The organism is Bacillus sp. JUb11, from assembly GCF_024807925.1.
In the GTDB taxonomy this organism is placed as follows: Bacteria; Bacillota; Bacilli; order Bacillales; family Bacillaceae; genus Bacillus; species Bacillus altitudinis.
In genome coordinates this window covers 288,079-308,949 of record NZ_JANUEZ010000003.1, presented here as the reverse complement: position 1 = coordinate 308,949, position 20,871 = coordinate 288,079, and the positions used below count along the sequence as shown (strand labels likewise).

The 20,871-nt window shown below is 42.7% G+C and carries 17 protein-coding genes; 12 read left to right on the top strand and 5 right to left on the bottom strand.

The annotated features are described in order from the left end of the window. Positions 1 to 9 precede the first annotated feature (9 nt). The gene (locus tag M2369_RS07610) at positions 10 to 1,338 is read left to right on the top strand and encodes a GntP family permease (protein WP_039164961.1); all 1,329 of its coding nucleotides are present in this window, start codon (positions 10 to 12) and stop codon (positions 1,336 to 1,338) included. A 109-nt stretch (positions 1,339 to 1,447) separates the two neighbouring features. After that, positions 1,448 to 2,548, top strand: coding sequence for a DNA alkylation repair protein (locus M2369_RS07605; RefSeq protein WP_396126107.1), 1,101 nt, complete (start codon positions 1,448 to 1,450; stop codon positions 2,546 to 2,548). A 219-nt stretch (positions 2,549 to 2,767) separates the two neighbouring features. Here M2369_RS07605 and M2369_RS07600 read toward each other — a convergent pair whose 3' ends face one another. Further along, positions 2,768 to 4,105, bottom strand: a complete 1,338-nt coding sequence (locus tag M2369_RS07600; RefSeq protein ID WP_024719206.1) for an amino acid permease — start codon at positions 4,103 to 4,105, stop codon at positions 2,768 to 2,770. Between the two features lie 318 nt (positions 4,106 to 4,423). Between M2369_RS07600 and M2369_RS07595 the strand changes: the two genes are divergently transcribed. Then, positions 4,424 to 5,938: a methyl-accepting chemotaxis protein gene (locus tag M2369_RS07595; protein WP_259253925.1), complete on the top strand. Its 1,515-nt coding sequence runs from the start codon at positions 4,424 to 4,426 to the stop codon at positions 5,936 to 5,938. A gap of 41 nt (positions 5,939 to 5,979) precedes the next feature. On the opposite strand, the gene M2369_RS07590 is transcribed toward M2369_RS07595, so the two are convergent. Both M2369_RS07590 and M2369_RS07585 read right to left on the bottom strand, forming a co-directional pair. Next, positions 5,980 to 6,963, bottom strand: a complete 984-nt coding sequence (locus tag M2369_RS07590) for a Gfo/Idh/MocA family protein (protein WP_259253924.1) — start codon at positions 6,961 to 6,963, stop codon at positions 5,980 to 5,982. Between the two features lie 144 nt (positions 6,964 to 7,107). Then, positions 7,108 to 7,467 (bottom strand): MerR family transcriptional regulator, encoded by a 360-nt coding sequence (locus tag M2369_RS07585; RefSeq protein WP_007498034.1) that lies wholly within the window; start codon positions 7,465 to 7,467, stop codon positions 7,108 to 7,110. Positions 7,468 to 7,778: 311 nt separating this feature from the next. On the opposite strand from M2369_RS07585, the gene yidA reads away from it, so the two are divergent. Next, positions 7,779 to 8,591, top strand: coding sequence for a sugar-phosphatase (gene yidA / locus M2369_RS07580; RefSeq protein WP_024719208.1), 813 nt, complete (start codon positions 7,779 to 7,781; stop codon positions 8,589 to 8,591). Between the two features lie 35 nt (positions 8,592 to 8,626). Here yidA and M2369_RS07575 read toward each other — a convergent pair whose 3' ends face one another. Beyond that, positions 8,627 to 9,634 carry a helix-turn-helix transcriptional regulator gene (locus M2369_RS07575; RefSeq protein WP_159145253.1) on the bottom strand — a complete coding sequence of 336 codons (1,008 nt, stop codon included), beginning with the start codon at positions 9,632 to 9,634 and terminating at the stop codon, positions 8,627 to 8,629. A 125-nt stretch (positions 9,635 to 9,759) separates the two neighbouring features. Here M2369_RS07575 and M2369_RS07570 point away from each other — a divergent pair, with 125 nt between their 5' ends. The 3 genes from M2369_RS07570 to M2369_RS07560 all read left to right on the top strand — a co-directional run bounded on the left by M2369_RS07570 (position 9,760) and on the right by M2369_RS07560 (position 13,053). Beyond that, positions 9,760 to 10,467 (top strand): class I SAM-dependent methyltransferase, encoded by a 708-nt coding sequence (locus M2369_RS07570; RefSeq protein WP_138279179.1) that lies wholly within the window; start codon positions 9,760 to 9,762, stop codon positions 10,465 to 10,467. Beyond that, the gene (locus M2369_RS07565) at positions 10,464 to 11,561 is read left to right on the top strand and encodes a saccharopine dehydrogenase family protein (protein ID WP_251185138.1); all 1,098 of its coding nucleotides are present in this window, start codon (positions 10,464 to 10,466) and stop codon (positions 11,559 to 11,561) included. The genes M2369_RS07570 and M2369_RS07565 overlap by 4 nt, the downstream gene beginning before the upstream one ends. A 220-nt stretch (positions 11,562 to 11,781) precedes the next feature. Next, positions 11,782 to 13,053: an MFS transporter gene (locus tag M2369_RS07560; RefSeq protein WP_259253923.1), complete on the top strand. Its 1,272-nt coding sequence runs from the start codon at positions 11,782 to 11,784 to the stop codon at positions 13,051 to 13,053. A 95-nt stretch (positions 13,054 to 13,148) separates the two neighbouring features. Here M2369_RS07560 and M2369_RS07555 read toward each other — a convergent pair whose 3' ends face one another. Beyond that, complete coding sequence (locus tag M2369_RS07555; protein ID WP_193803938.1) at positions 13,149 to 14,972, bottom strand: acyltransferase family protein; 1,824 nt, start codon at positions 14,970 to 14,972, stop codon at positions 13,149 to 13,151. A 239-nt stretch (positions 14,973 to 15,211) separates the two neighbouring features. Here M2369_RS07555 and M2369_RS07550 point away from each other — a divergent pair, with 239 nt between their 5' ends. The 5 genes from M2369_RS07550 to M2369_RS07530 all read left to right on the top strand — a co-directional run bounded on the left by M2369_RS07550 (position 15,212) and on the right by M2369_RS07530 (position 20,523). Continuing rightward, entirely contained in the window at positions 15,212 to 16,087 is an 876-nt protein-coding gene (locus M2369_RS07550) for an aldose 1-epimerase family protein (RefSeq protein ID WP_193803936.1), read from the top strand. Positions 16,088 to 16,147: 60 nt separating this feature from the next. After that, positions 16,148 to 17,092, top strand: a complete 945-nt coding sequence (locus M2369_RS07545; protein ID WP_047947036.1) for a DNA-binding transcriptional repressor DeoR — start codon at positions 16,148 to 16,150, stop codon at positions 17,090 to 17,092. Positions 17,093 to 17,176: 84 nt separating this feature from the next. Then, positions 17,177 to 17,848 carry a deoxyribose-phosphate aldolase gene (gene deoC, locus M2369_RS07540; protein ID WP_007498018.1) on the top strand — a complete coding sequence of 224 codons (672 nt, stop codon included), beginning with the start codon at positions 17,177 to 17,179 and terminating at the stop codon, positions 17,846 to 17,848. Between the two features lie 167 nt (positions 17,849 to 18,015). After that, positions 18,016 to 19,197 (top strand): NupC/NupG family nucleoside CNT transporter, encoded by a 1,182-nt coding sequence (locus M2369_RS07535; RefSeq protein ID WP_017358632.1) that lies wholly within the window; start codon positions 18,016 to 18,018, stop codon positions 19,195 to 19,197. Between the two features lie 24 nt (positions 19,198 to 19,221). After that, on the top strand, positions 19,222 to 20,523 hold the full coding sequence (locus M2369_RS07530; RefSeq protein WP_259253922.1) for a pyrimidine-nucleoside phosphorylase: 1,302 nt from the start codon (positions 19,222 to 19,224) through the stop codon (positions 20,521 to 20,523). Positions 20,524 to 20,871 lie beyond the last annotated feature (348 nt).

Below are 20,871 nucleotides of genomic sequence, written 5' to 3'. Positions count from 1 at the left end.
TGGGAGAACATGCTTTTATTCATTGTGATTGCGGCGATTGTCCTTTTACTCATTCTCATTACAGTCGCTAAGTTGAATCCGTTTGTGAGTTTGATCATTACCTCTATGCTAGTAGGCTTTGCTACAGGAATGGATTTACAGGAAATCATTCAATCGATTAAAACGGGATTAGGGAACACGTTATCGTTACTGGCGATTGTGCTAGCGCTTGGGACCATGCTTGGGAAAATGATGGCTGAGTCAGGGGGCGCTGAGCGGATAGCTCAAACACTCATCAGTCGTTTTGGGACGAAGAATGTGCATTGGGCGATGATGTTTGTAGCCTTTATCGTGGGGATACCTGTCTTTTTCCAGGTCGGATTCGTTCTTCTCATTCCCTTACTCTTTACCATTGCAATTGAAACGGGCATTTCGCTCGTGACGATTGGGATTTCATTAATCGCAGGATTGTCTGTTGTGCATGGGCTAGTTCCGCCTCACCCAGCTGCCATGGCAGCAGTAGGCATCTATCATGCCAACGTGGGAAAAACGATTTTCTTTTCAATCATCGTCGGTTTGCCAACAGCTATTATTGCTGGACCGCTGTACGGTAAGTGGATTGGAAAGCGGATACATAAACCAGTTCCAGAGCTGCTCAGAAAGCAATTCACGGAACGAAATGCTGATCGAAAGCTTCCTGGTTTTGCGAATACGATGTTTACCATTTTGGTGCCGGTCATTCTTATGCTGCTTGCCACGTTGGCGGATATTATTTTGCCAGAGGATAGTATGTGGTATCAGATGTTCAAGTACATTGGAGATCCCATAACAGCTTTATTGATTGCGACAGTGTATTCTTTCTTTAGTCTTGGCTTTATACAAGGGATGAGCCGTGACCGAGTGCTGTCATTCAGTAACGATTGTTTGGGACCGATCGCTTCCATTCTGCTTGTGATTGGTGCAGGCGGAGCGTTCAATAATGTACTGATCGATTCAGGCGTTGGGGATTATATTGCTGATTTAGCCAAACACTCCCCAATCTCACCGATTTTACTTAGCTGGCTGATTGCTGCGGTTATTCGTGTGGCAACAGGATCAGCTACAGTATCCATGATGACAGCGGCCGGAATTGTAGCCCCAATCGCTGCATCCATGCCGGATGTGAGCAGAGAGCTGCTTGTTTTAGCAACAGGAGCGGGTTCACTGATTTTGTCTCATGTCAATGACTCTGGTTTTTGGCTGATCAAAGAGTATTTTGGTATGACTATTAAAGAGACGTTCTTGACATGGACGGCTATGGAGACCATCATTTCCGTTAGCGCCATTGCATTTATTATGATCATAAATATGTTTATATAACGGGACAACAGCTCAATTCTTCGGGATTGGGCTGTTTTTGGCTTGTTGTTATGCCGCTTTTGACAATTTAGGATAAAATAATGATATTGAGCTATGGGAGGCGGACATGATCGAACCATTAAAACATGTATATAATGAACCATTTATTCAACATTTAGCAGAAAAACTGGCGCAAGCGTCAACTGTATTTGATGCTGATCACTTTCAGCAGCTCGTGTTTCAAGAGGATTGGGAGCAGCTGGAGTTAAAAGGACGAATGAGAAGAGTGACTGAATCGATGCACGCCTGTCTGCCTGAGGATTATGAGAAGGCAATCGATGTACTGCTTCAGACAGCACCGCATTTTACAGGGCTCAGTGCGCTTGTATTTCCAGACTACGTCGAGACATATGGTGTTGACCATTGGGATATCTCGATCAAAGCACTTGAATTCTTTACACCGTTTTCCACTGCTGAATTTGCCGTTCGACCTTTTCTCATTCAAGATCAAGAGAAAATGCTGGCGCAGATGCTTGTGTGGTCACAGGATCAAAATGAACATATTCGCCGTCTCGCTAGTGAAGGATGCAGGCCTCGTTTGCCGTGGGGATTATCCGTCCCTGCGCTGAAAAAGGACCCTTCTGTCACGCTGCCCATTTTAGAAAATTTGAAGTCAGATTCGGCCAAGTATGTGCAAAAAAGTGTAGCGAATCATTTAAATGATATTTCTGCAATTCAGCCAGACCTCATGAAGCAAATGGTCAAAAGCTGGTATGGAACCAATGAACATACAAACTGGATTGTCAAACATGCATCCCGTACGTTATTAAAAAAAGGAGATCCAGATATCATGGCTTTATTTGGCTATGGAGATGATCCGTCTATCCAAGTAACGGATTTGAAGGTGACGCAAGACCCCGTTCGTATTGGAGAGAAGCTGACCTTTCATTTTATTCTTCAGGTTGATAAGCCATTAAAGCTGCGCGTAGAGTATGCCGTTGATTACGTGAAAGCTCGTGGTACACGCAATCAAAAGGTATTTAAAATCACAGAATTTGAAACAGGATCTGCGCTGTATAGAGAATTTGTCCGGTCACAGTCGTTTCAAAATATGACAACGAGAAAGCACTATGAGGGCATTCATACATTAACCATCATCATCAACGGCATCCCAAAAGCGTCTGTTGATTTCGAAGTCACAGCAGCTGCTCATGAAAAAACCCGCCACTGAGGCGGGTTTCAGCGTGTAGACAAACCCTCGCATTCGGTGTCAGTCCTGCGTGCTGGTGCTCACGAATGTCACATTCGCTCCGCGCCAGTACTCGTCCTTCCTAGACTGCAAAGGTTTTCTATCACGCTGAAAAGAAGACAAAGGGCTAAAATCAAGTTCATTTTAGCCCTTTATCAACAATCTGATACCCGCCACTGAGGCGGGTTTTTGCTTGCGTTTCTAAGCTTTCTTTTTCATTAAGAATGAAGCAATGATGGCGGCTGCTAAGAAACCGATGCTGATAATCGAGCTAGGTAAGTTCTCTGGTCTGAATAGGAACAGAACAAAACTGACACTGAGTACAAGACCAGCAAATAAAGTGAAATACGGGAATAACCAAACTTTGAAATACGGCTCCTGCGGATATCTTGGACGCAGTTTCAAATGAGCCAGACAGATGCTGATCCAAATAAGAGAAACCGCAAAACCAGGGATAGCCAGCATATAGCTGAAAATTTGATCTGGGTACAAGTAAGCAAAGAATGTTCCGATTAAAAGAAATAGAACGGTCACCCATAAACTTAAAATAGGTACACCTCTTTTGTTGACCTGTGCCAGCTTTTTTGGACCGCCGTCTGATTTAGATAGAGAATGAATCATTCTCGTCGTGCCGTAAATACCAGAGTTGGCGGCAGATAGAACGGCTGTAATTAAGACGAAATTAATGAAGTGAGAGGCACCTTGCATGCCAGCTGCTGAAAAGACTTGGACAAAAGGACTGTTATTCGGATCAATTTGATTCCAAGGAATGAGTCCACAAATAATCAAAATCGGCAGTGTGTAAAACAAGATGATGCGCCACATCATACTTTTGACAACACCAGGTAATACCTTTTCTGCATCCTTTGTTTCTGTAATGGTCAGCCCGATCAATTCAGAGCCTCCATACGAGAAGATCACCACTAATAATGAGGCAAAGACAGCACCCCATCCGTTCGGGACAAAGTTTTGGTAATTGGTGAGAACAGGCGTGCTTTGTTCGCTCGGAATGATTCCAAATAATAATGCAGCACCGAGAAGAATAAACACAATAATAACGAAAATCTTCATTCCAGCGAACCAAAACTCAATTTCACCAAAGTATTTTACATTATTTAAATTAATTCCGATGACTAAGAGCGAGCAAAGTAAACATAAAGACCATAATGGTACGTTCGGCAACCAATATTGAAGCAAACTGCCCGCTGCAATGATTTCAATGACACATACAGTGAGCCACATAAAACAGTAAACCCATCCTACAACAAATGAAAAACGTTGACCAAGCGCAATCTGTATGAGGTCGCGAAGGTTATTCCCCGGGTAGACGATGGCCATTTCAGCTAAAGCCGCCATGACAATGAGAAGAAGCAATCCAGCAAATACATAGGAAAAGATGACTCCAGGACCTGCTAAGCCGATTGTATCGGCACTTCCTTTAAAGATTCCTGTACCAATGACCCCGCCCATCGCAATCATGCGAATATGACGCGGCGATAAAAGCTTTTTTAATTCGTGTTGTTCCTGATTCGCGCTCATGACGTTCTCCTTTTTTAAAATGCTTATGTTCCATTTTCTTTTTTCGAGCGGTCAGTGTCAATATAAAAAAAGAGATTTTTCAGACAAAATAGGCGGTTGATTCTATCAATTGAGCCGTTTTCTTCCATAAATCTTTTCCATGACCCATCCCCAAAATCTAAAACTTCGTGAAAAAATGAACATTTGCCTTCATTCTGACATAAACAATTTTCAGTTTTTGTCGATATATCTTTTGTATTACTAAAGTCCTAATAAAGAATTGTTTATAAATGTAAAATATTTCAAAAATGTATGAAAGAATGAAAGGAGTTATTGAAGATGTTTATGAGAAAAGCAAGTGATTCATCGTCGGAAGCCCTTCTTAGTGAAAGCAGTCAATTAGTTGAACGAATTGAGAAGGGAGATTTTTCAGCCAGAATTGATACTGCTGCATTCTCTTCTAGTCAAACAATAGAAGCAGTGGCTCAAATAAATGAAGCGTTGCAAAAGATGCAAGAAGTGCAAGAAGATATTCATATGCGTATGAATTTAGTGACAAAAGCGATTCAAGTGGGTCTATGGGATATGACGGTTGTAGCAGGAGATCCTGTGAATCCAAAAAACGAATTCACATGGACAGACGATTTCCGCAAAATGCTAGGTTTTCAAAATGAAAACGATTTTCCGAATGTCTTAGACAGCTGGGCATCTCGAATTCATCCAGATGAGCAGGGATACACCTTGAATGCATTCTCTACGCATTTATTGGATCATTCTGGCCGTACACCGTATGATATCGAATATCGTCTGAAGTTGAAAAATGGCGAGTATCGCTGGTTCAAAGCAACTGGAACGACGATTCGAGATCGAAATGGGGTACCTCTTCGTGTGGCAGGAGCTCTTTTTGATATTCATGATCAGAAATTGAAAGAAGAAGAGCTGCAAGCATTCGTGACAAGATATGACTTGATCAACCGTGCGCTTGTGGAAGCGCCTTGGGATATGGTTGTAGAGGCTGGCGATCCTGTCAATCCAAACAATGAATTCTGGTGGTCTCCGCAGTTTAGAAAAACGCTTGGTTTTACAGATGAAAAGGATTTCCCGAACGTGTTGAGCAGCTGGAGTGATCGTTTGCATCCTGAAGATAAAGAATCGGCTCTCCAAGCTTTTGCGGATCACTTAAATGATCATTCTGGCCGTACACCATTTGACATTGATTATAGATTGCAGAGTAAAAATGGCGAGTACCGCTGGTATCATGCGGGCGGTGAAACCATTCGTGATGAGAAGGGTGTCCCTTTACGTGTCGCAGGAACGATTCGTGATATTACGTTAGAAAAAAATAAAGAAAAAACAGCCCATGAAATGGCTTCTCAAGTAGAGCAGCTTTCAAGTTCTATTAGTGAAATGGTATCTGGCATCAGTTCTGTAACAAACCAAGCACAAGAGCTCGCTGTCGCCCAAGAGCAGTCAACGTCTGCTGCTAATCTGGCGAAAAACAGTGCAGATGAGACGAAGAACATTTCAGACTTAATCAAAGAAGTGGCAAACCAAACGAATCTGCTTGGTTTGAATGCCGCAATTGAAGCAGCAAGAGCAGGCGAGCAGGGACGCGGTTTCTCAGTCGTTGCCGATGAAGTACGTAAGCTAGCGCTTCATAGTGCCAATGCGACAGAAAATATCGAATCTAGTTTAACTGAAATGAAAACACAAATCGATCAAATTCTTGAAAATATCTCCAATATGACAGCTCTTACGCAAACACAGGCTGCTTTAACAGAGCAAGTGAACGCTTCAGTTGATGAAGTGAATCATATGTCTCAGCGTCTAGTGGCATATTCAAAGAGTATCTAATGTCAAAAAACCGCCTTTTCGTCAGAAGGCGGTTTTTTTATTTAAGCATGATCCGCTGAGAAAACAATACCGGCGTCTTTCCTAGCGGCTTCAAGAACCTTCATGACAGAAAGACTGTCATCAAGCCATTCATAACACTTTTCGACATTTCCTGTTTCAATGATATGCTGAAATGCTTCTGCTTCATAAAACAGGCGGTTTGAATTGGTTTGTGCATTGAGTGAAGTGACTTGTTCTCCTATATGCAGCAACACTTCCTCACAGCCATTCGCACCATTTTTCACATGCAGGAACCCTTTTTCCCCTTGAATCAAAGCGAAATTCATACTGCTTGTATCTTTGCTGCCAACACTTGTGGCGATGAAATCATTGTAAGTAAAAGTTAAAACACCCGATGTGTCGATGCCGTTTGGATGGCGGTTGGCCTGATAACGAATGTCTTTCGGTGAACCAAATAGATTCATAATGAAATGAACATTGTAAATGTTAATATCCATGAGGGCACCGCCAGAAAACTCTGGGTTAAAGACATTCGGCGTTTCCCCGGCGAGCAGCTGATTATATTTACTTGAATATTGACTATAGTTACATTGAACGAGTTTGATTCTGCCTAATTGATGAAGGTGTTTTTTGATTAAATGATAGTTGGGCATATGAACGGTCGTAATGGCTTCAAATAGGAAGAGCTGCTTTTCCTTTGCGAGAGCGATTAAGGCTTCTAGCTCTTTCACATTAGAGGTAAAAGGCTTTTCGCAAATCACATGTTTTCCGTGTTTCAATGCAGCCGTAGCATGCTCGCTATGTAAACGATTGGGTGATGCGATATATACCGCTTCTATGTGGGGATCTTCTAACATAGTGGTTAAATCCGTATAAGTCGTTTGCACCCCAAATTGATCTGCGAGTTTCTTTGCCGTAGCTTCCTTTCTTGAATAGACAGCGTGGCAAGAAGCACCTTCAAGCTGTTCAATTGCCTGGAGGAAACCTTCCACAATCACACCTGTTCCAATGGTTGCTATTTTCATTCTATTCATAACCCCTTTCATACGATTGATGTCACGTCAAGCTGTCTCTAGTATACCTGATGTTTTCATACAACGTGTACTTAACAGCTAGGCGCAGAGGGGTGCCAGTAAAAAATACCGGCACATCTTTGGCAGTCTCTACAATTAACTAATGTTAGCTAATGTTTGTTTCGTTAACAGTTGAATGGCCGCCTTCCTCTTTTTTAATTCTTGAATGGATTTTTGAATATCTTCTACTTTTTGTTCGAGCAGCTGTTCCGCTTCTGTTTTCGACTGTTTCTCGAATAGTGACGTGATAATTTCTCGAATTTCTTTGAGTGAGAAATCTAGCTTTCTTGCTTCAGTGATAAAGGATAGCATGAGTACATATTTTTTATCATATAAACGATAGCCGTTATGTGCTCTCTTAGGCTCGGGGAGCACACCCTCATTTTCATAAAAACGAATGGTTTCAATATGTACACCAGACATTTTTGACAATTTTCCTCTCGTAAATGTAATCATTCCCTTCACCTCCTTTCTTTGCTATCCATCATACAATTAGATTTGCTAGTTTCAAAATATTCTCCGATGAACATTTGTTCCTTTTCATACTCTTAAAATGACAGGTCTCTTCTATTCACAGCGGATTCTATAGAATAGGTTATAATAGATGAGGATGAAGTGATTTTTTGTTACAGATAGGAACAAGTAGACAGCGTGAGAAAAAAACGATAGGCTAAAATAGGTACATAGTATGATGAACAGTATGTGATCATGTAGATGATCACTCAAAATAGTGACAGCGCGTTTTGCTGAGAAAAGGGGAGCAGTGAATGTATAAATTAGTCGCAATTGATATGGATGGTACGTTATTAAATGATCAGCATATGGTGCCGGATGAGGTGTTTGCTGCGATTCAACAGGCGAAGGCAGAAGGCGTTAAAATTGTTTTATGTACAGGCCGGCCGATTGGCGGGGTGCACCGCTATTTAAAAGAGCTGCAGCTTGATCAAGAGGGGGATTATGTCATCGCCTATAACGGAGCGCTTGTACAAAACAGCCATACAAATGAAGTCGTATCAGAATTAACTTTATCCTATGATGATTTGACTTCTTTATATGAACTGAGCCGTCAGCTGGATACACCTATGCATTATTTCGATTCGGCTCATCTATACACACCAAATCGGGATATTAGTGAATACACGGTACTTGAATCGTATTTAACGAAATTGCCGCTTAAGTATTTACCTGTCGAAGAGGCAGACCCATCCATGAGACTTCCGAAGATGATGTATATAGATCAGCCGGAACGTTTGGAAAAGACGATACAAGCCATTCCATCTGAAGTGAAGGATCAGTACATGATGGTAAAAAGCACAGATTTCTTCCTAGAAATTCTTCATCCTGATGTGAGCAAAGGGAATGCCGTGAAGCTTCTAGCGCATGAACTTGGGATTTCTCGTGAAGAAGTGATGGCGATTGGTGACAATGGGAACGACGTGTCGATGCTAGAATTTGCGGGCTGTGGCGTTGCGATGGGAAATGCCATTGAAGATGTCAAAGCAGTTGCGGATGTTGTGACAAAATCCAATAACGAAGCAGGAGTCGCACATGTCCTGCATGAGCGAGTCATCGGAAAATAAAGAAAGAGCGGTCTACCAATGAGGTAGCCGCTTTTTTATATGTGTGAGAAAAAGTAAACAAGCATACGTCTGCTGTTCAAATTTGTTTTTTCGAGCATCGCCTTTACATGATCATGCACCGTATGAGGCGAGATAAATAACGTACTGGCAATTTCTTTTGTGGATTGTCCTTTTATTAAACAGTCAAGGACGTTCATTTCTCTTTCTGTCAGCCGATATGTTTTCGCTATATAAGGAAGGATTTCACTTGTTTGAGCTCGCTTAATATGAATCATGGCAGCCTCTTCCTGCCCGGCTGCCTGTGCTAAACGAAATGCTTGAAGAGAGAGAAAACGCCCTGTCGGCATTCTGGTGATGCTGACCGCTGTTTGGTCACCGCCGCCATATAAAAGCTTAGCACCTAATGCTCTAAACGGACGGGGCATGATGGCACCGTCATGAATTTGCTCAAAGGTTTGGAAGGTGTGGAGCCAATGAAGTCCGGTTTCATTTCCATAAAGAAGATGGTAATCGTGTGAAAGAATGAGGAAGCCTTGGTGTTCCGCCGTTTCATCTTCTTCCGTTTCTCTTCTTTTAAAAAGTTCATCTCTCAGTTTGGCTGCGAGTGCTGGTGTTTGGCGACTAACCGCTTGTATATCTTGTTCATGAAAAGGTTCCTTCTCCTTTTTCCGATAAAGGCTGGCGATTCCCCAGCATTCACCTTGAATTACAAGGGCTGCCCGCAATTCATCTGCCCATCCGTTAGGTAACAAAATGTGCTGGTATCGACCACTGTTGATGTATTCTCCGCTTTGGACGAGACTGGCAGCGTGGACAGGACCTTTCGCTAGATCTTCATGCTGGTGCACATCTTTTTTTAAATATTCATTTTGAAACAGCTCGTTATGTATGGCTTCAATCGGTTCATCTGTAAAAGAACCCGTCGAGAGGAGAGTAGCTGGATCAATGGTTGTGATACAGGCAGCATCAAAATCACAGATAGCAGCAAGTTCATCTCGAATGTTTTTTCTCAGCTGCTGAAAATGAGCGGCTGGATTGTTCATTTGATCTCCTCCTCAATATCCCTACTTTTAGGGATCGTTTTTTCTCATCTATCTTCTTACAATGAAGATAACATACCGTTAGTGTAAAGGAAACGAAGCAAAGCGGAAACTGGAGGGGAAGACATATGAGTGTAAATCAACATTGGCATGATCCTGTTGCTGAATCCTATGCAGCGACAATTGCACATAAAGTACCGGGCTATCATCTTTTGCATGAGCTGACAGTGGATAGAGTAGAAATCGAATTAATGGGAGCGGCTTCTCGCATGTTAACAGTCGGAGCAGGTGGGGGCGAAGAGATTATCAACATGCTTCAAAGAAATAAAGACTGGCATATCACAGGGGTTGATCCATCTCCATCCATGCTTGATATGGCCAAGCGCAGAGTGGCACAGCTTCATATGCAAGATCGCGTCACATGGTATGAGATGGCCTTAGACAAAGTGCCGGTTGAAAAGTCGTACGATGCAGCAGTAAGTTTGCTTGTCATTCATTTTGTAAAAGATCAGCTGACCTTTTTACAGGAGATCGCCCGCCGGCTTCAACCAGGGGCGCCTCTCGTGTTGGCGTTTATTCAAGGAGACCCGGAAACGCCGACATTTCAGCAGGAGCTTCATATGCTTTCTCTATTCATGAAGCGTCAAGGCTTGGGAAAGGAAGTGTTTACGTCCTTCCGAGAAAGGCTGGGTGTCACAACATATCCCGTGTCTGAAGAAAAGATGACAGCACAATTAACCGAAGCAGGATTTCAAGACATCAGACCTTATTTTCAAGCGGGCATGATCAAAGGGATTGTTTGTAAAAGAGGCGATAGAAAGGCGGTTGGAAAATGAGGTCAAAAGTGATGGTGATAGGCGGTTATGGACATGTGGGGCAGCAAATATGTCTTCAATTAAGTGACGTGTATCCTGGGCAAGTCTTTGCGGCTGGCCGAAGTTATGAGAAGGCTGAACAATTTGCACGCCAAACGAATGGGCGTGTACGTCCATTTCAGATAGACGTAAGACAACCAATGGATACGGACTGGATGGATGAAACGAAACTCGTGATCATGTGTCTGGATCAAGATGACACGTCATTTGCTGAAACATGCTTACGGTCAGGTATTGATTATCTCGATATTTCGGCAAAAGGAGCCTATATTGAGAAGCTAGCAAAGGTGCATCAACAGCAATTGAACGCAACGGCTGTGCTGAGCGTAGGTCTTGCACCTGGTCTCACCAATTTGCTTGCAGCGAAGGCGGCATCTATTCTGACCTCTGTGGAGCAAATTGATATTAGTATCATGCTTGGGCTCGGTGACCAGCATGGAAAAGCAGCTATTGAATGGACGCTTGATCATGTGCATACGGATTATGAGCTGACGAAGAATCATCAGCGAAAGAAAGTCAAAAGTTTTACTGGAGGGAAACGCATTGATTTTGGCAAAAAGCTTGGAAAGCGGCAAGCCTATCAGTTTCCTTTCTCTGACCAGCAAACATTGCCTTCGACGCTCCATGTGCCTTCTGTGACAACAAGGCTCTGTTTTGATTCTGGTGTAGCGACACGTGCATTTGCTCTCACAAGGAAACTCGGAATGACGTCCCTTCTCACGATGCCGAAAATCAAGGAACGAGCCATTTCACTGATTCAATCTGCTCAAATGGGTACAGATCAATATGCAGTGAAAGTGGAAGCGGTAGGAATGAAGGGTAACGAAATTCATCAAACAGCGCTTGGAATAAAAGGTCGCGATGAGTCTCAAGCAACGGCTCAAGTCGCAAGTGCTGTGGCACTGCATGTATTGAGTAGGCAGTTGCAGGCAGGTGTTTTTCATATCGAAGAATTATTTTCATTAGCGTATGAGAATGGTGATTTTGCGTTGGTGGATCAAAAAACGAAGGAAAAGCACGCATTAGCATTGAGAGCCAGCCTTTTAACAGCATAAAAGAAAACGACAAAAGATACGCATCAGCTCAAAAGAACAGGTCAGTCATGTGGGCGCTTTATTCATGATCCATTTCAAAACAAGGTGTCTATGATCCGAAAACAACAGCTTGCTCTCCATGTAAATGGCCGAGAGGTGAAAGAGATTCAAATCGAGGATTGTAGACTGAACTGACATAATGGTTATATTTGAAAAATAAATCTCAAGTGGGTGTTTACAAGTGCTAGATACAGAACAAGATGTAGTGAAGAATTATATAGATTCACCCCAAAAATTGAAAAAATTATATAAACGAGTATTGTTCGTTGTCAGTCTATCGCAAATATTTGGAGGGGCTGGAATAGCTGCAGGAATTACGGTAGGTGCCATTTTAGCACAACAAATGCTTGGAACTGAAGCCTATGCAGGAGTCCCAATCGCTTTATTTACTTTGGGGTCAGCTGGGTCAGCTTTCATTGTAGGAAAGCTTTCACAACGTTATGGACGACGCATCGGTTTATCGACAGGTTTTGTTGTTGGAGGGCTCGGAGCAATTGGCGTTGTGCTGGCAGCTATGATGAATAGTGTCATTTTATTATTTGCATCGCTCTTCATTTACGGAGCAGGAACATCCACGAACTTACAAGCGCGTTATGCTGGGACGGACTTAGCAAATTCTAAACAGCGTGCAACTGCAATTAGTACAACAATGGTCATGACAACATTTGGAGCAGTAGCAGGTCCGAATTTAGTTGAAGTGATGGGTAAATTTGCAGTGTCCATTGGTGTTCCAGCACTTGCCGGTCCTTTTATTTTATCAGCAGTAGCATTTATTGTAGCTGGTCTTGTCCTTTTTATTCTGCTGCGTCCTGATCCATTAGACATTGCCCGAAGAATAGCAACTTACAAAGCAGAACATGGGCATGGAAATAAACCAGATGCTGCTGATAAAAAAACAGATAAAAAAGGGCTTACAGTAGGTGCCACAGTGATGATCTTAACTCAAATTGTCATGGTGGCACTCATGACCATGACACCGGTGCATATGCAGCATCATGGTCATGGATTAGCCGAAGTGGGCATTGTGATTGGTTTTCATATAGGAGCCATGTATCTTCCTTCACCTATCACGGGTGTACTTGTAGATAAACTAGGACGAACAGCTATGAGCATAGCGTCGGGCATCACATTGTTACTTGCTGGTTTATTAGCAGCATTCGCACCAAGTGATTCAATGATTCTATTAATCATTGCTTTGTCTTTACTTGGATTGGGATGGAACTTTGGTTTAATTAGTGGTACTGCTCAAATAGTGGATTCTACAGAACCATCAAACCGGGCAAAAACCCAAGGAACACTCGATGTTTTTGTTGCGTTAGCAGGTGCTTCTGGCGGTGCCCTTTCAGGAATGGTCATGGCGAATACGAGTTATGCTACATTATCTTTAAGCGGAGGAATTTTATCGTTAATTCTCATCCCTGTCATCGTTTGGTCTTTTAAAAGTAAAACATAATGCAGCTCCGTGCTCATCCATCACAAAAAAGACATGCCTCCAATCATAGGAAAGCATGTCTTTTTTGAATCTCTCTTCACAGGATGCTAGTCTTCTTATGATGCCGAGGACACATCACCTTTTTTCTTGATACTGGCTTTAATGAGCTCAGTCAATGTGTCAGAGCCTTTTGTGGAAAGGTGAACACCATCTGGCTGAAAATAGGATGGCTGTCCGGTAGCCGCTGAATGCCAATCGACTAAGCTCACATTGTGGTGTTGATTGGCCACACGCTCAATGACTGCATTCACATCATTTTCCCAAGCTCTTGGAACGCGAGTGTTCACAAGAAAAATATGTGCCTTCGAGAAATGTTGAATGAATGAGGTCAAAGTCCCCTCTGTAAAATAACCATTTGTGCCAAGCTCAATAATAACAGCGGCATCAGCCTTGTTAAAAGAAGCATATTGAGGGGCGATGCGGATGGCTTCGTTCATTTGCCTTCCGACCCTTGCGTCAATGGTGATGGATTCATAGGCCTTTTCTAAATTTGAAGCAATGTCTAACATGACGGAATCACCAATGGCAAGAACTTGGTGAAATTGTTTACGATCCGCTGCTTTTTTCTCATGTTTGTCTTTCTTTTTCTTCACTTTTGATTCTGTCTGACCGCCTGCCTTTTGGGGCGCTGTCTTAATTTGTGTGACTTCTTGCGCATGCGGGGATGTATGAGACGAGCTAGACATGCCAATGGTAAATAAAATCAAAAGGACTGCGGCAATCCCAAGAAACACTTTATTGGACATAGACCATTGCTTGATTCCTGTTTTCCAAATCGACCAAGAGGCAAAATAGTGTCTAAACCCGAGTTTACGAATCGGCTGTTCGATCAAACGATAGGAAGCCTCTGATATGAGTAGAATTGCGATGAGCTGCAATGTGACACGTCCCATGGAAGGCTGTCCAATCTCAATGACCGGTGTGGTCAGCACGATAATTGGATAATGCCATAAGTAGATGCCATAAGACCGCTTTCCGAGCCAAACGAGTGGTTGAAAAGACAGCCATTTCCCAATAAGACTGGCAGGATGGCAGACACACGCAATTAAGATCGCTGCATTCAAACAGAATAAAAGCATACCGCCTTGATAGAGAAAGCCGTCAAATTCGTCGACTGCATAAACACATAAGAGGAAAATGACCATCGAACCGAATCCGGCTATTTGTAACATACGTCTGCCGACAGGAAGTAATTTTCTGCTGGAAAGTCTGTGCATGGGCCAGACAAATGCAAGACTGCACCCGATGAGGAGTGCAAACGCACGTGTGTCTGTTCCATAATAGATCCTGCTCGGGTCAGTATCCGGTGAATAGAGAATGGCCATCCATAAAGCAGATACAAGTGCCAGACCAAAGGTGATCATAGGAAGATGGGATCTATTTTTCACCCATTTCAGTCCAGAAATCAACAGTACCGGCCAAATGAGATAAAATTGCTCTTCAATCGCCAAAGACCATAAATTTTTTAGTGGAGATACAGCATTGAAGCTGTCAAAGTAAGAGAGCTGATGAAAAATATACCACCAGTTACTCACATAAAAAAAGGACGATAAGGCATCGCCACGAATGGACATTAATGCATTTGAACCAGCAATGGCGCACCAGCTGACGATTAAAAAAATCATGACGTAGGCAGCTGGAAGCAGCCTTCTGATGCGGCCCATCCAAAAAGGCAGAAGCTCTTGATAGCCCAAATCCTGCTTATGCAGCAAGATGGTTGTAATCAAGTAACCAGAAATCACAAAAAATAAATCAACGCCAAGAAACCCGCCGCTTGCGGGTTCAATATGTAAGTGATAAGCAATGACCGCCAATACGGCAACAGCTCTCAGCCCATCTAATCCTAATATGTAACGTAAACGGTTTTCCTTGCTGTTCATGAAAAAGAATCCCCCATCAATGTCAAACGCGTCTTTTTTGTTGTCACTCCAAAAGAACAACGATTCTTTTATTTTATATAAGATTAGACGAATCAGCATTACATTTTGTTGGCGAATTTCTGTCTTTTTTAAAATTTTTTTATATGAAGAAACATTCTAAGGCTTGAGGGATTCTTATTTTTATACTCAAACCGAAAATCCCTGTCATAATAAAAGAAGAAGGAAAGGGGATGTGTTGAATGAAAACGATTGAAAATGATCTGTTATTGGTTCAAATCAATGAGCGAGGTGCCGAGGTGAGAGAGGTGCTTCATAAAGAAAGTGGACGTCAATATATGTGGTCTGGTGACCCTGCTTATTGGGGCAGGGTGTCGCCCGTCTTATTTCCGATTGTCGGACGGTTGAAGGATGATCAATACAAGATAGACGATCAAACGTATCAACTATCGCAGCATGGATTTTTGCGTGATGTTGATTTTGAACTATTTGAAGAAGCAAAAGATCAGGTGGTTTATCAATATCAATCAAATGGCCGTCACACGTCACAATATCCGTATGAATTTACAGCGCGCATCAGTTATGCACTGTCGGAAAATGGACTAACGATTTCCTGGGAAATTGTTCATGAAGGAGATGGCACGATGTATTTCTCGATTGGTGGACATCCGGCATTTCATGTCCCGCTTGTTGAAGGCGAGCAGACAGCTGATTATTCACTCACATTGATACCTTCCACCGAACATGATCCAGTTCAATATGAACTTCATGATTCACTTGTGAGAGAGAAGGAGAAAGGTGTTGAGTTTGAGCCGATTCAACTTCGCCCAGAACTTTTTCAGAACGATGCAATGATCTTTAGTCATATTGATCAAGTATCATTGACTTCTCAAGCAGGTCACGGCGTTGAGGTCGATCTCAGTGGTTTTCCGTTCGTTGGTATTTGGTCTCCATATGATCAAGAAAAGGGAACAATGGCTCCTTTTGTTTGTATTGAGCCTTGGTATGGGATCGCTGATATGGAAGGGACAAACGGGCAGTATAAGGAGAAATTCGGCATTCAAACCTTAGAGAAGCAAGAGACCTTTCACGCAGCTTACACCATTTTCTTTAAATGAACATTTGTGCATGATGAAGTGAACAATTTGTTATGATAGAGGAAAAAAGGAGGCGTACGAATGGATCGGGAGAAACAGCAATTAAGTATTGAAGCAGCAAGGCTCTATTACTTATCTGATTACAGTCAGCAGGAAATCGCCAAGCAGCTTGACCTGTCGAGGCCAACGGTGTCTCGTCTGCTTCAGTATGCGAAGGAAAAAGGGTACGTCCAAATTACAGTGATGGACCCATTTGAGGATTTAAATGAGCTGTCCTTATTGCTGAAAGAAAAATATGATCTGCTCGAGGCTCATGTGGTATTTTCGCCAAAGGACGATTATCCAACGATTACTGATTACTTGAGCCGGTTTGGTGCAGATTATCTTCAGAATACGGTGAAAGACGGCGATATCGTTGGAGTGAGCTGGGGCACCACGATGTATCAAATTGCTCAAAAGATGCAACCTAAACAGGTAAAAGGGGTAGAAGTTGTTCAGCTGAAAGGCGGAATCAGCCATTCACATGTGAATACATATTCTGCGGAAACGATCCAGCTGTTTGCATCAGCTTTTCAAACGGCACCACGCTATTTGCCACTGCCTGTTGTGTTCGATAGTGCCGCCGTTAAAGAGATGGTCGAACAGGACAGACATATTCAGCGCATTATTGAAATGGGCAAACAGGCAAATATCGCTGTGTTTACTGTTGGGACGGTAAGAGATGAGGCGCTTTTGTTTAGGCTTGGTTATTTCCGTGAAGAAGAAAAGGCGCTGCTCAAGACATCCAGTGTCGGAGATATCTGTTCGCGTTTTTATGATCAAGAAGGACGCATTTGCAGTGAAGCGATTAACAATCGCACAATCGGTGTGGAGCTGGATGATTTGAGAACAAAAGAGCGCTCCATTCTTGTGGCTGGTGGACATCGAAAGATTGCCTCTATCCATGGGGCGCTGAGAGGAAAATATGCGAACGTATTGGTGATCGATCAGCACACAGCAAGAGCTCTTTTAAATGTCACAAAATAGATGAACAAAATTTCATAACTATATTTACAATTGTTCAATAGTCATTTAAGATGAAAGTATCATATTTAAAAGGAAGTGTGAATCATGACAATAGCAAAGCTCATTGATCATACAGCACTAAAACCAGATACATCTAAAGCTGCGATCATGCAGTTATTAGAAGAAGCAAAGACATACCAATTTGCTTCCGTTTGTGTGAACCCAACTTGGGTATCTCTTGCGGCGAAAGAACTAGAAGGAACAGGCGTTGATGTATGTACAGTCATCGGTTTCCCGTTAGGTGCAAACACCACAGCAGTGAAAGCATTTGAAACAAAGGATGCCATTGAAAACGGTGCAACTGAAGTGGACATGGTCATCAATATTGCGGCATTGAAAGATGGCGAATATGATGCAGTTGAACAAGATATTCGTGCCGTTGTAGACGCAGCAAAAGGCAAAGCCTTAGTGAAAGTCATCATTGAAACTTGTTTACTCACAGATGAAGAAAAAGTACGAGCTTGTGAACTTTCTGTAAAAGCTGGCGCTGATTTCGTCAAAACATCGACTGGATTTAGTACAGGCGGTGCAACAGCTGAGGACATCGCATTAATGCGTAAAACAGTTGGACCTGACATCGGTGTCAAAGCATCAGGCGGCGTGAGAACAAAAGAAGACGTAGAAGCGATGACAGCTGCAGGCGCAACCCGTATTGGTGCCAGTGCAGGCGTTTCCATTATTAAAGGGGATCAATCAGCTCCTTCTAAAGACTATTAATTCATACGATCCTATGGTAGGATAACAATCATGACTCATTAGATGATGAAAAAGTCATATGCGGAAGGGTCTCATTTCTGGGATTTTCTTCCGCAATTTGTTTGCGAAATAGGGTTTGTTCCATACAAGCACATTAATGTAAACGAATTCATTCAAGGAGGAAAAACATGAAATACGTCATTGGTATTATCGGTTTGCTGGTGATTCTCGCCATTGCATGGCTGGCAAGTAACGGGAAAAAGCGAGTGAAATTCCGTCCAGTCATTGTCATGATTGTACTGCAATTTATTTTAGGTTATATTCTGCTCAATACAGGTGTTGGAAACTTCCTAGTCGGGGGCTTTGCAAAAGGATTCCAAATGCTTCTAGGCTATGCTGGTGAAGGGATCAACTTCGTATTTGGCGGTTTAATGAATGATAATGCGTCAACTTTCTTTATCAATGTCTTGCTACCGATCGTCTTCATTTCTGCCTTGATTGGTATCCTGCAGCATTGGCGTATCCTTCCGCTGATCGTACGCGGAATTGGGTATTTGCTTAGTAAAGTCAATGGAATGGGGAAACTAGAATCTTACAACGCCGTAGCGTCAGCGATTTTAGGTCAATCCGAAGTGTTCATTTCCATTAAGAAGCAGCTTGGATTATTACCTCAACAGCGTCTTTATACATTGTGTGCATCTGCGATGTCGACTGTATCAATGTCCATTGTCGGTGCGTATATGCAAATGATTAAACCGGAGTACGTTGTTACAGCACTTGTGCTGAACCTATTTGGTGGATTTATTATTGCGTCTATCATCAATCCATATGAAGTGTCTAAAGACGAAGACATGCTTGAAGTCGTAGAAGAAGAAAGACAATCTTTCTTCGAAATGCTCGGCGAATACATTATGGATGGTTTCAAAGTAGCCATTGTTGTGGCTGCGATGTTGATTGGATTCGTTGCATTAATTGCGATGATTAATGGCATTTTCACAGCTGCCATCGGTGTTTCTTTCCAAGATGTACTTGGATATGTGTTTGCACCATTTGCTTTCCTTGTTGGTGTACCTTGGAGTGAAGCGGTACAAGCAGGAAGTATTATGGCGACCAAAATGGTATCTAACGAATTTGTAGCGATGCTTGCTCTATCTGGCGACGGTCTTCATTTCACTGCTCGTACAGAAGCGATCATTTCTGTATTCCTTGTGTCATTTGCGAACTTCTCGTCTATCGGTATCATTGCTGGAGCAGTGAAAGGCTTAAATGAAAAACAAGGAAACGTTGTCGCACGCTTTGGATTAAAGCTGTTATTCGGTGCAACACTCGTCAGCTTCTTAACAGCAGGCGTTGTCGGTTTGATTTACTAAACTAAAAAAGGAATGGTGAAAACAATGAGAATGGTAGATATCATTGCGAAAAAACGTGACGGAAAAGAATTATCTTCAGAGGAAATTTCTTTCTTTGTCAAAGGTTATACGGACGGAACAATTCCTGACTACCAAGCAAGTGCCTTGGCGATGGCGATTTTCTTCCAAGATATGACGGATCAAGAACGTGCAGATTTAACACTCGCTATGGCAAACTCAGGGGACACAATTGACCTGTCTGCTATCGACGGCATTAAAGTAGACAAGCATTCAACAGGCGGTGTAGGCGATACAACAACGCTTGTACTCGCTCCTCTTGTTGCAGCACTTGATGTGCCTGTTGCAAAAATGTCTGGGCGTGGTCTTGGACATACGGGTGGAACTGTCGACAAGCTAGAGGCAGTCAAAGGCTTCCATGTTGAAATTACAAAAGACGAGTTCATCGAGCTGGTGAACCGTCATAAAGTAGCGGTCATTGGACAATCAGGCAACCTGACACCTGCTGATAAAAAACTTTATGCCCTTCGTGATGTAACAGGAACTGTTAACTCAATCCCGCTCATTGCAAGTTCGATTATGAGTAAGAAAATCGCTGCTGGCGCAGATGCAATCGTATTAGATGTGAAAACAGGTGCAGGTGCTTTCATGAAAACACCTGAAGACTCTGAGAAGCTTGCAAAAGCAATGGTTCGTATCGGAAATAATGTTGGCAGACAAACGATGGCTGTCATCTCAGACATGTCTCAGCCGCTAGGATTAGCGATTGGAAATTCCCTTGAAGTGAAAGAGGCGATTGACACGCTTAAAGGCGAAGGCCCTGAAGACTTAAACGAGCTTGTGCTCACATTAGGAAGTCAAATGGTCGTTCTTGCGAAAAAAGCAGAGACACTTGATGAAGCAAGAGAAAAGCTAATTGAAGTCATGAAAAACGGCAAAGCACTTGAGAAATTCAAGGAATTTTTAGAAAACCAAGGTGGAGACGGCTCGATTGTAGATCAACCGGAAAAACTGCCTCAAGCACCATATCAAATCGAAGTGCCGGCAAAAGAATCAGGTGTGATCGCTGAAATCGTCGCAGACGAAATCGGTGTTGCAGCGATGATTCTTGGAGCAGGACGTGCAACAAAAGAAGACGATATCGATCTATCTGTTGGCATCATGCTCAACAAAAAAGTAGGCGATCGTGTAGAAAAAGGCGAATCTCTCGTGACGCTGCATGCAAATCGTGAAGATGTTGCGAATGTCATGGAGAAAATTTATGACAACATCCGCATCGCTGACCAGGCTGATGCTCCGACTTTGATTCATACAGTGATTACAGAATAAAGAGAAAAAGACAAAAGTGATGAATCGCTTTTGTCTTTTTTATGTAAATTTTAGGCAGCGCTTCTTCTAGATATGATAAGTTAGATGAGTGGGAGGGGATAAACCATGAGAATGCTCAAACTCATTCTCTTTATTTTTGTAGTCTTGATGATCATTGGATTTATCAGCTACTATGTGGGACCAACAACAACACCAAGTTCTTAAGGCGAGCAAAAGCTCGTCCCAGCGTGAAGACAAACCCTCGCATTCGGTGTCAGTCCTGCGCGCTGGTGCTCACGAATGTCAAATTCGCTCCGCTCCATTGCTCGTCCTTCCTAGACTGCAAAGGTTTTCTTTCACGCTGAAAAG

Coding starts and splice junctions, on each gene's coding strand:
- M2369_RS07610 (WP_039164961.1), top strand. CDS start 10: ATGCTTTTATTCATTGTGATTGCGGCGATTGTCCTTTTACTCATTCTC.
- M2369_RS07600 (WP_024719206.1), bottom strand. CDS start 4,105: ATGAGCGCGAATCAGGAACAACACGAATTAAAAAAGCTTTTATCGCCG.
- M2369_RS07595 (WP_259253925.1), top strand. CDS start 4,424: ATGTTTATGAGAAAAGCAAGTGATTCATCGTCGGAAGCCCTTCTTAGT.
- M2369_RS07590 (WP_259253924.1), bottom strand. CDS start 6,963: ATGAAAATAGCAACCATTGGAACAGGTGTGATTGTGGAAGGTTTCCTC.
- M2369_RS07585 (WP_007498034.1), bottom strand. CDS start 7,467: ATGATTACATTTACGAGAGGAAAATTGTCAAAAATGTCTGGTGTACAT.
- yidA (WP_024719208.1), top strand. CDS start 7,779: ATGTATAAATTAGTCGCAATTGATATGGATGGTACGTTATTAAATGAT.
- M2369_RS07575 (WP_159145253.1), bottom strand. CDS start 9,634: ATGAACAATCCAGCCGCTCATTTTCAGCAGCTGAGAAAAAACATTCGA.
- M2369_RS07570 (WP_138279179.1), top strand. CDS start 9,760: ATGAGTGTAAATCAACATTGGCATGATCCTGTTGCTGAATCCTATGCA.
- M2369_RS07565 (WP_251185138.1), top strand. CDS start 10,464: ATGAGGTCAAAAGTGATGGTGATAGGCGGTTATGGACATGTGGGGCAG.
- M2369_RS07555 (WP_193803938.1), bottom strand. CDS start 14,972: ATGAACAGCAAGGAAAACCGTTTACGTTACATATTAGGATTAGATGGG.
- M2369_RS07550 (WP_193803936.1), top strand. CDS start 15,212: ATGAAAACGATTGAAAATGATCTGTTATTGGTTCAAATCAATGAGCGA.
- M2369_RS07545 (WP_047947036.1), top strand. CDS start 16,148: ATGGATCGGGAGAAACAGCAATTAAGTATTGAAGCAGCAAGGCTCTAT.
- deoC (WP_007498018.1), top strand. CDS start 17,177: ATGACAATAGCAAAGCTCATTGATCATACAGCACTAAAACCAGATACA.
- M2369_RS07535 (WP_017358632.1), top strand. CDS start 18,016: ATGAAATACGTCATTGGTATTATCGGTTTGCTGGTGATTCTCGCCATT.
- M2369_RS07530 (WP_259253922.1), top strand. CDS start 19,222: ATGAGAATGGTAGATATCATTGCGAAAAAACGTGACGGAAAAGAATTA.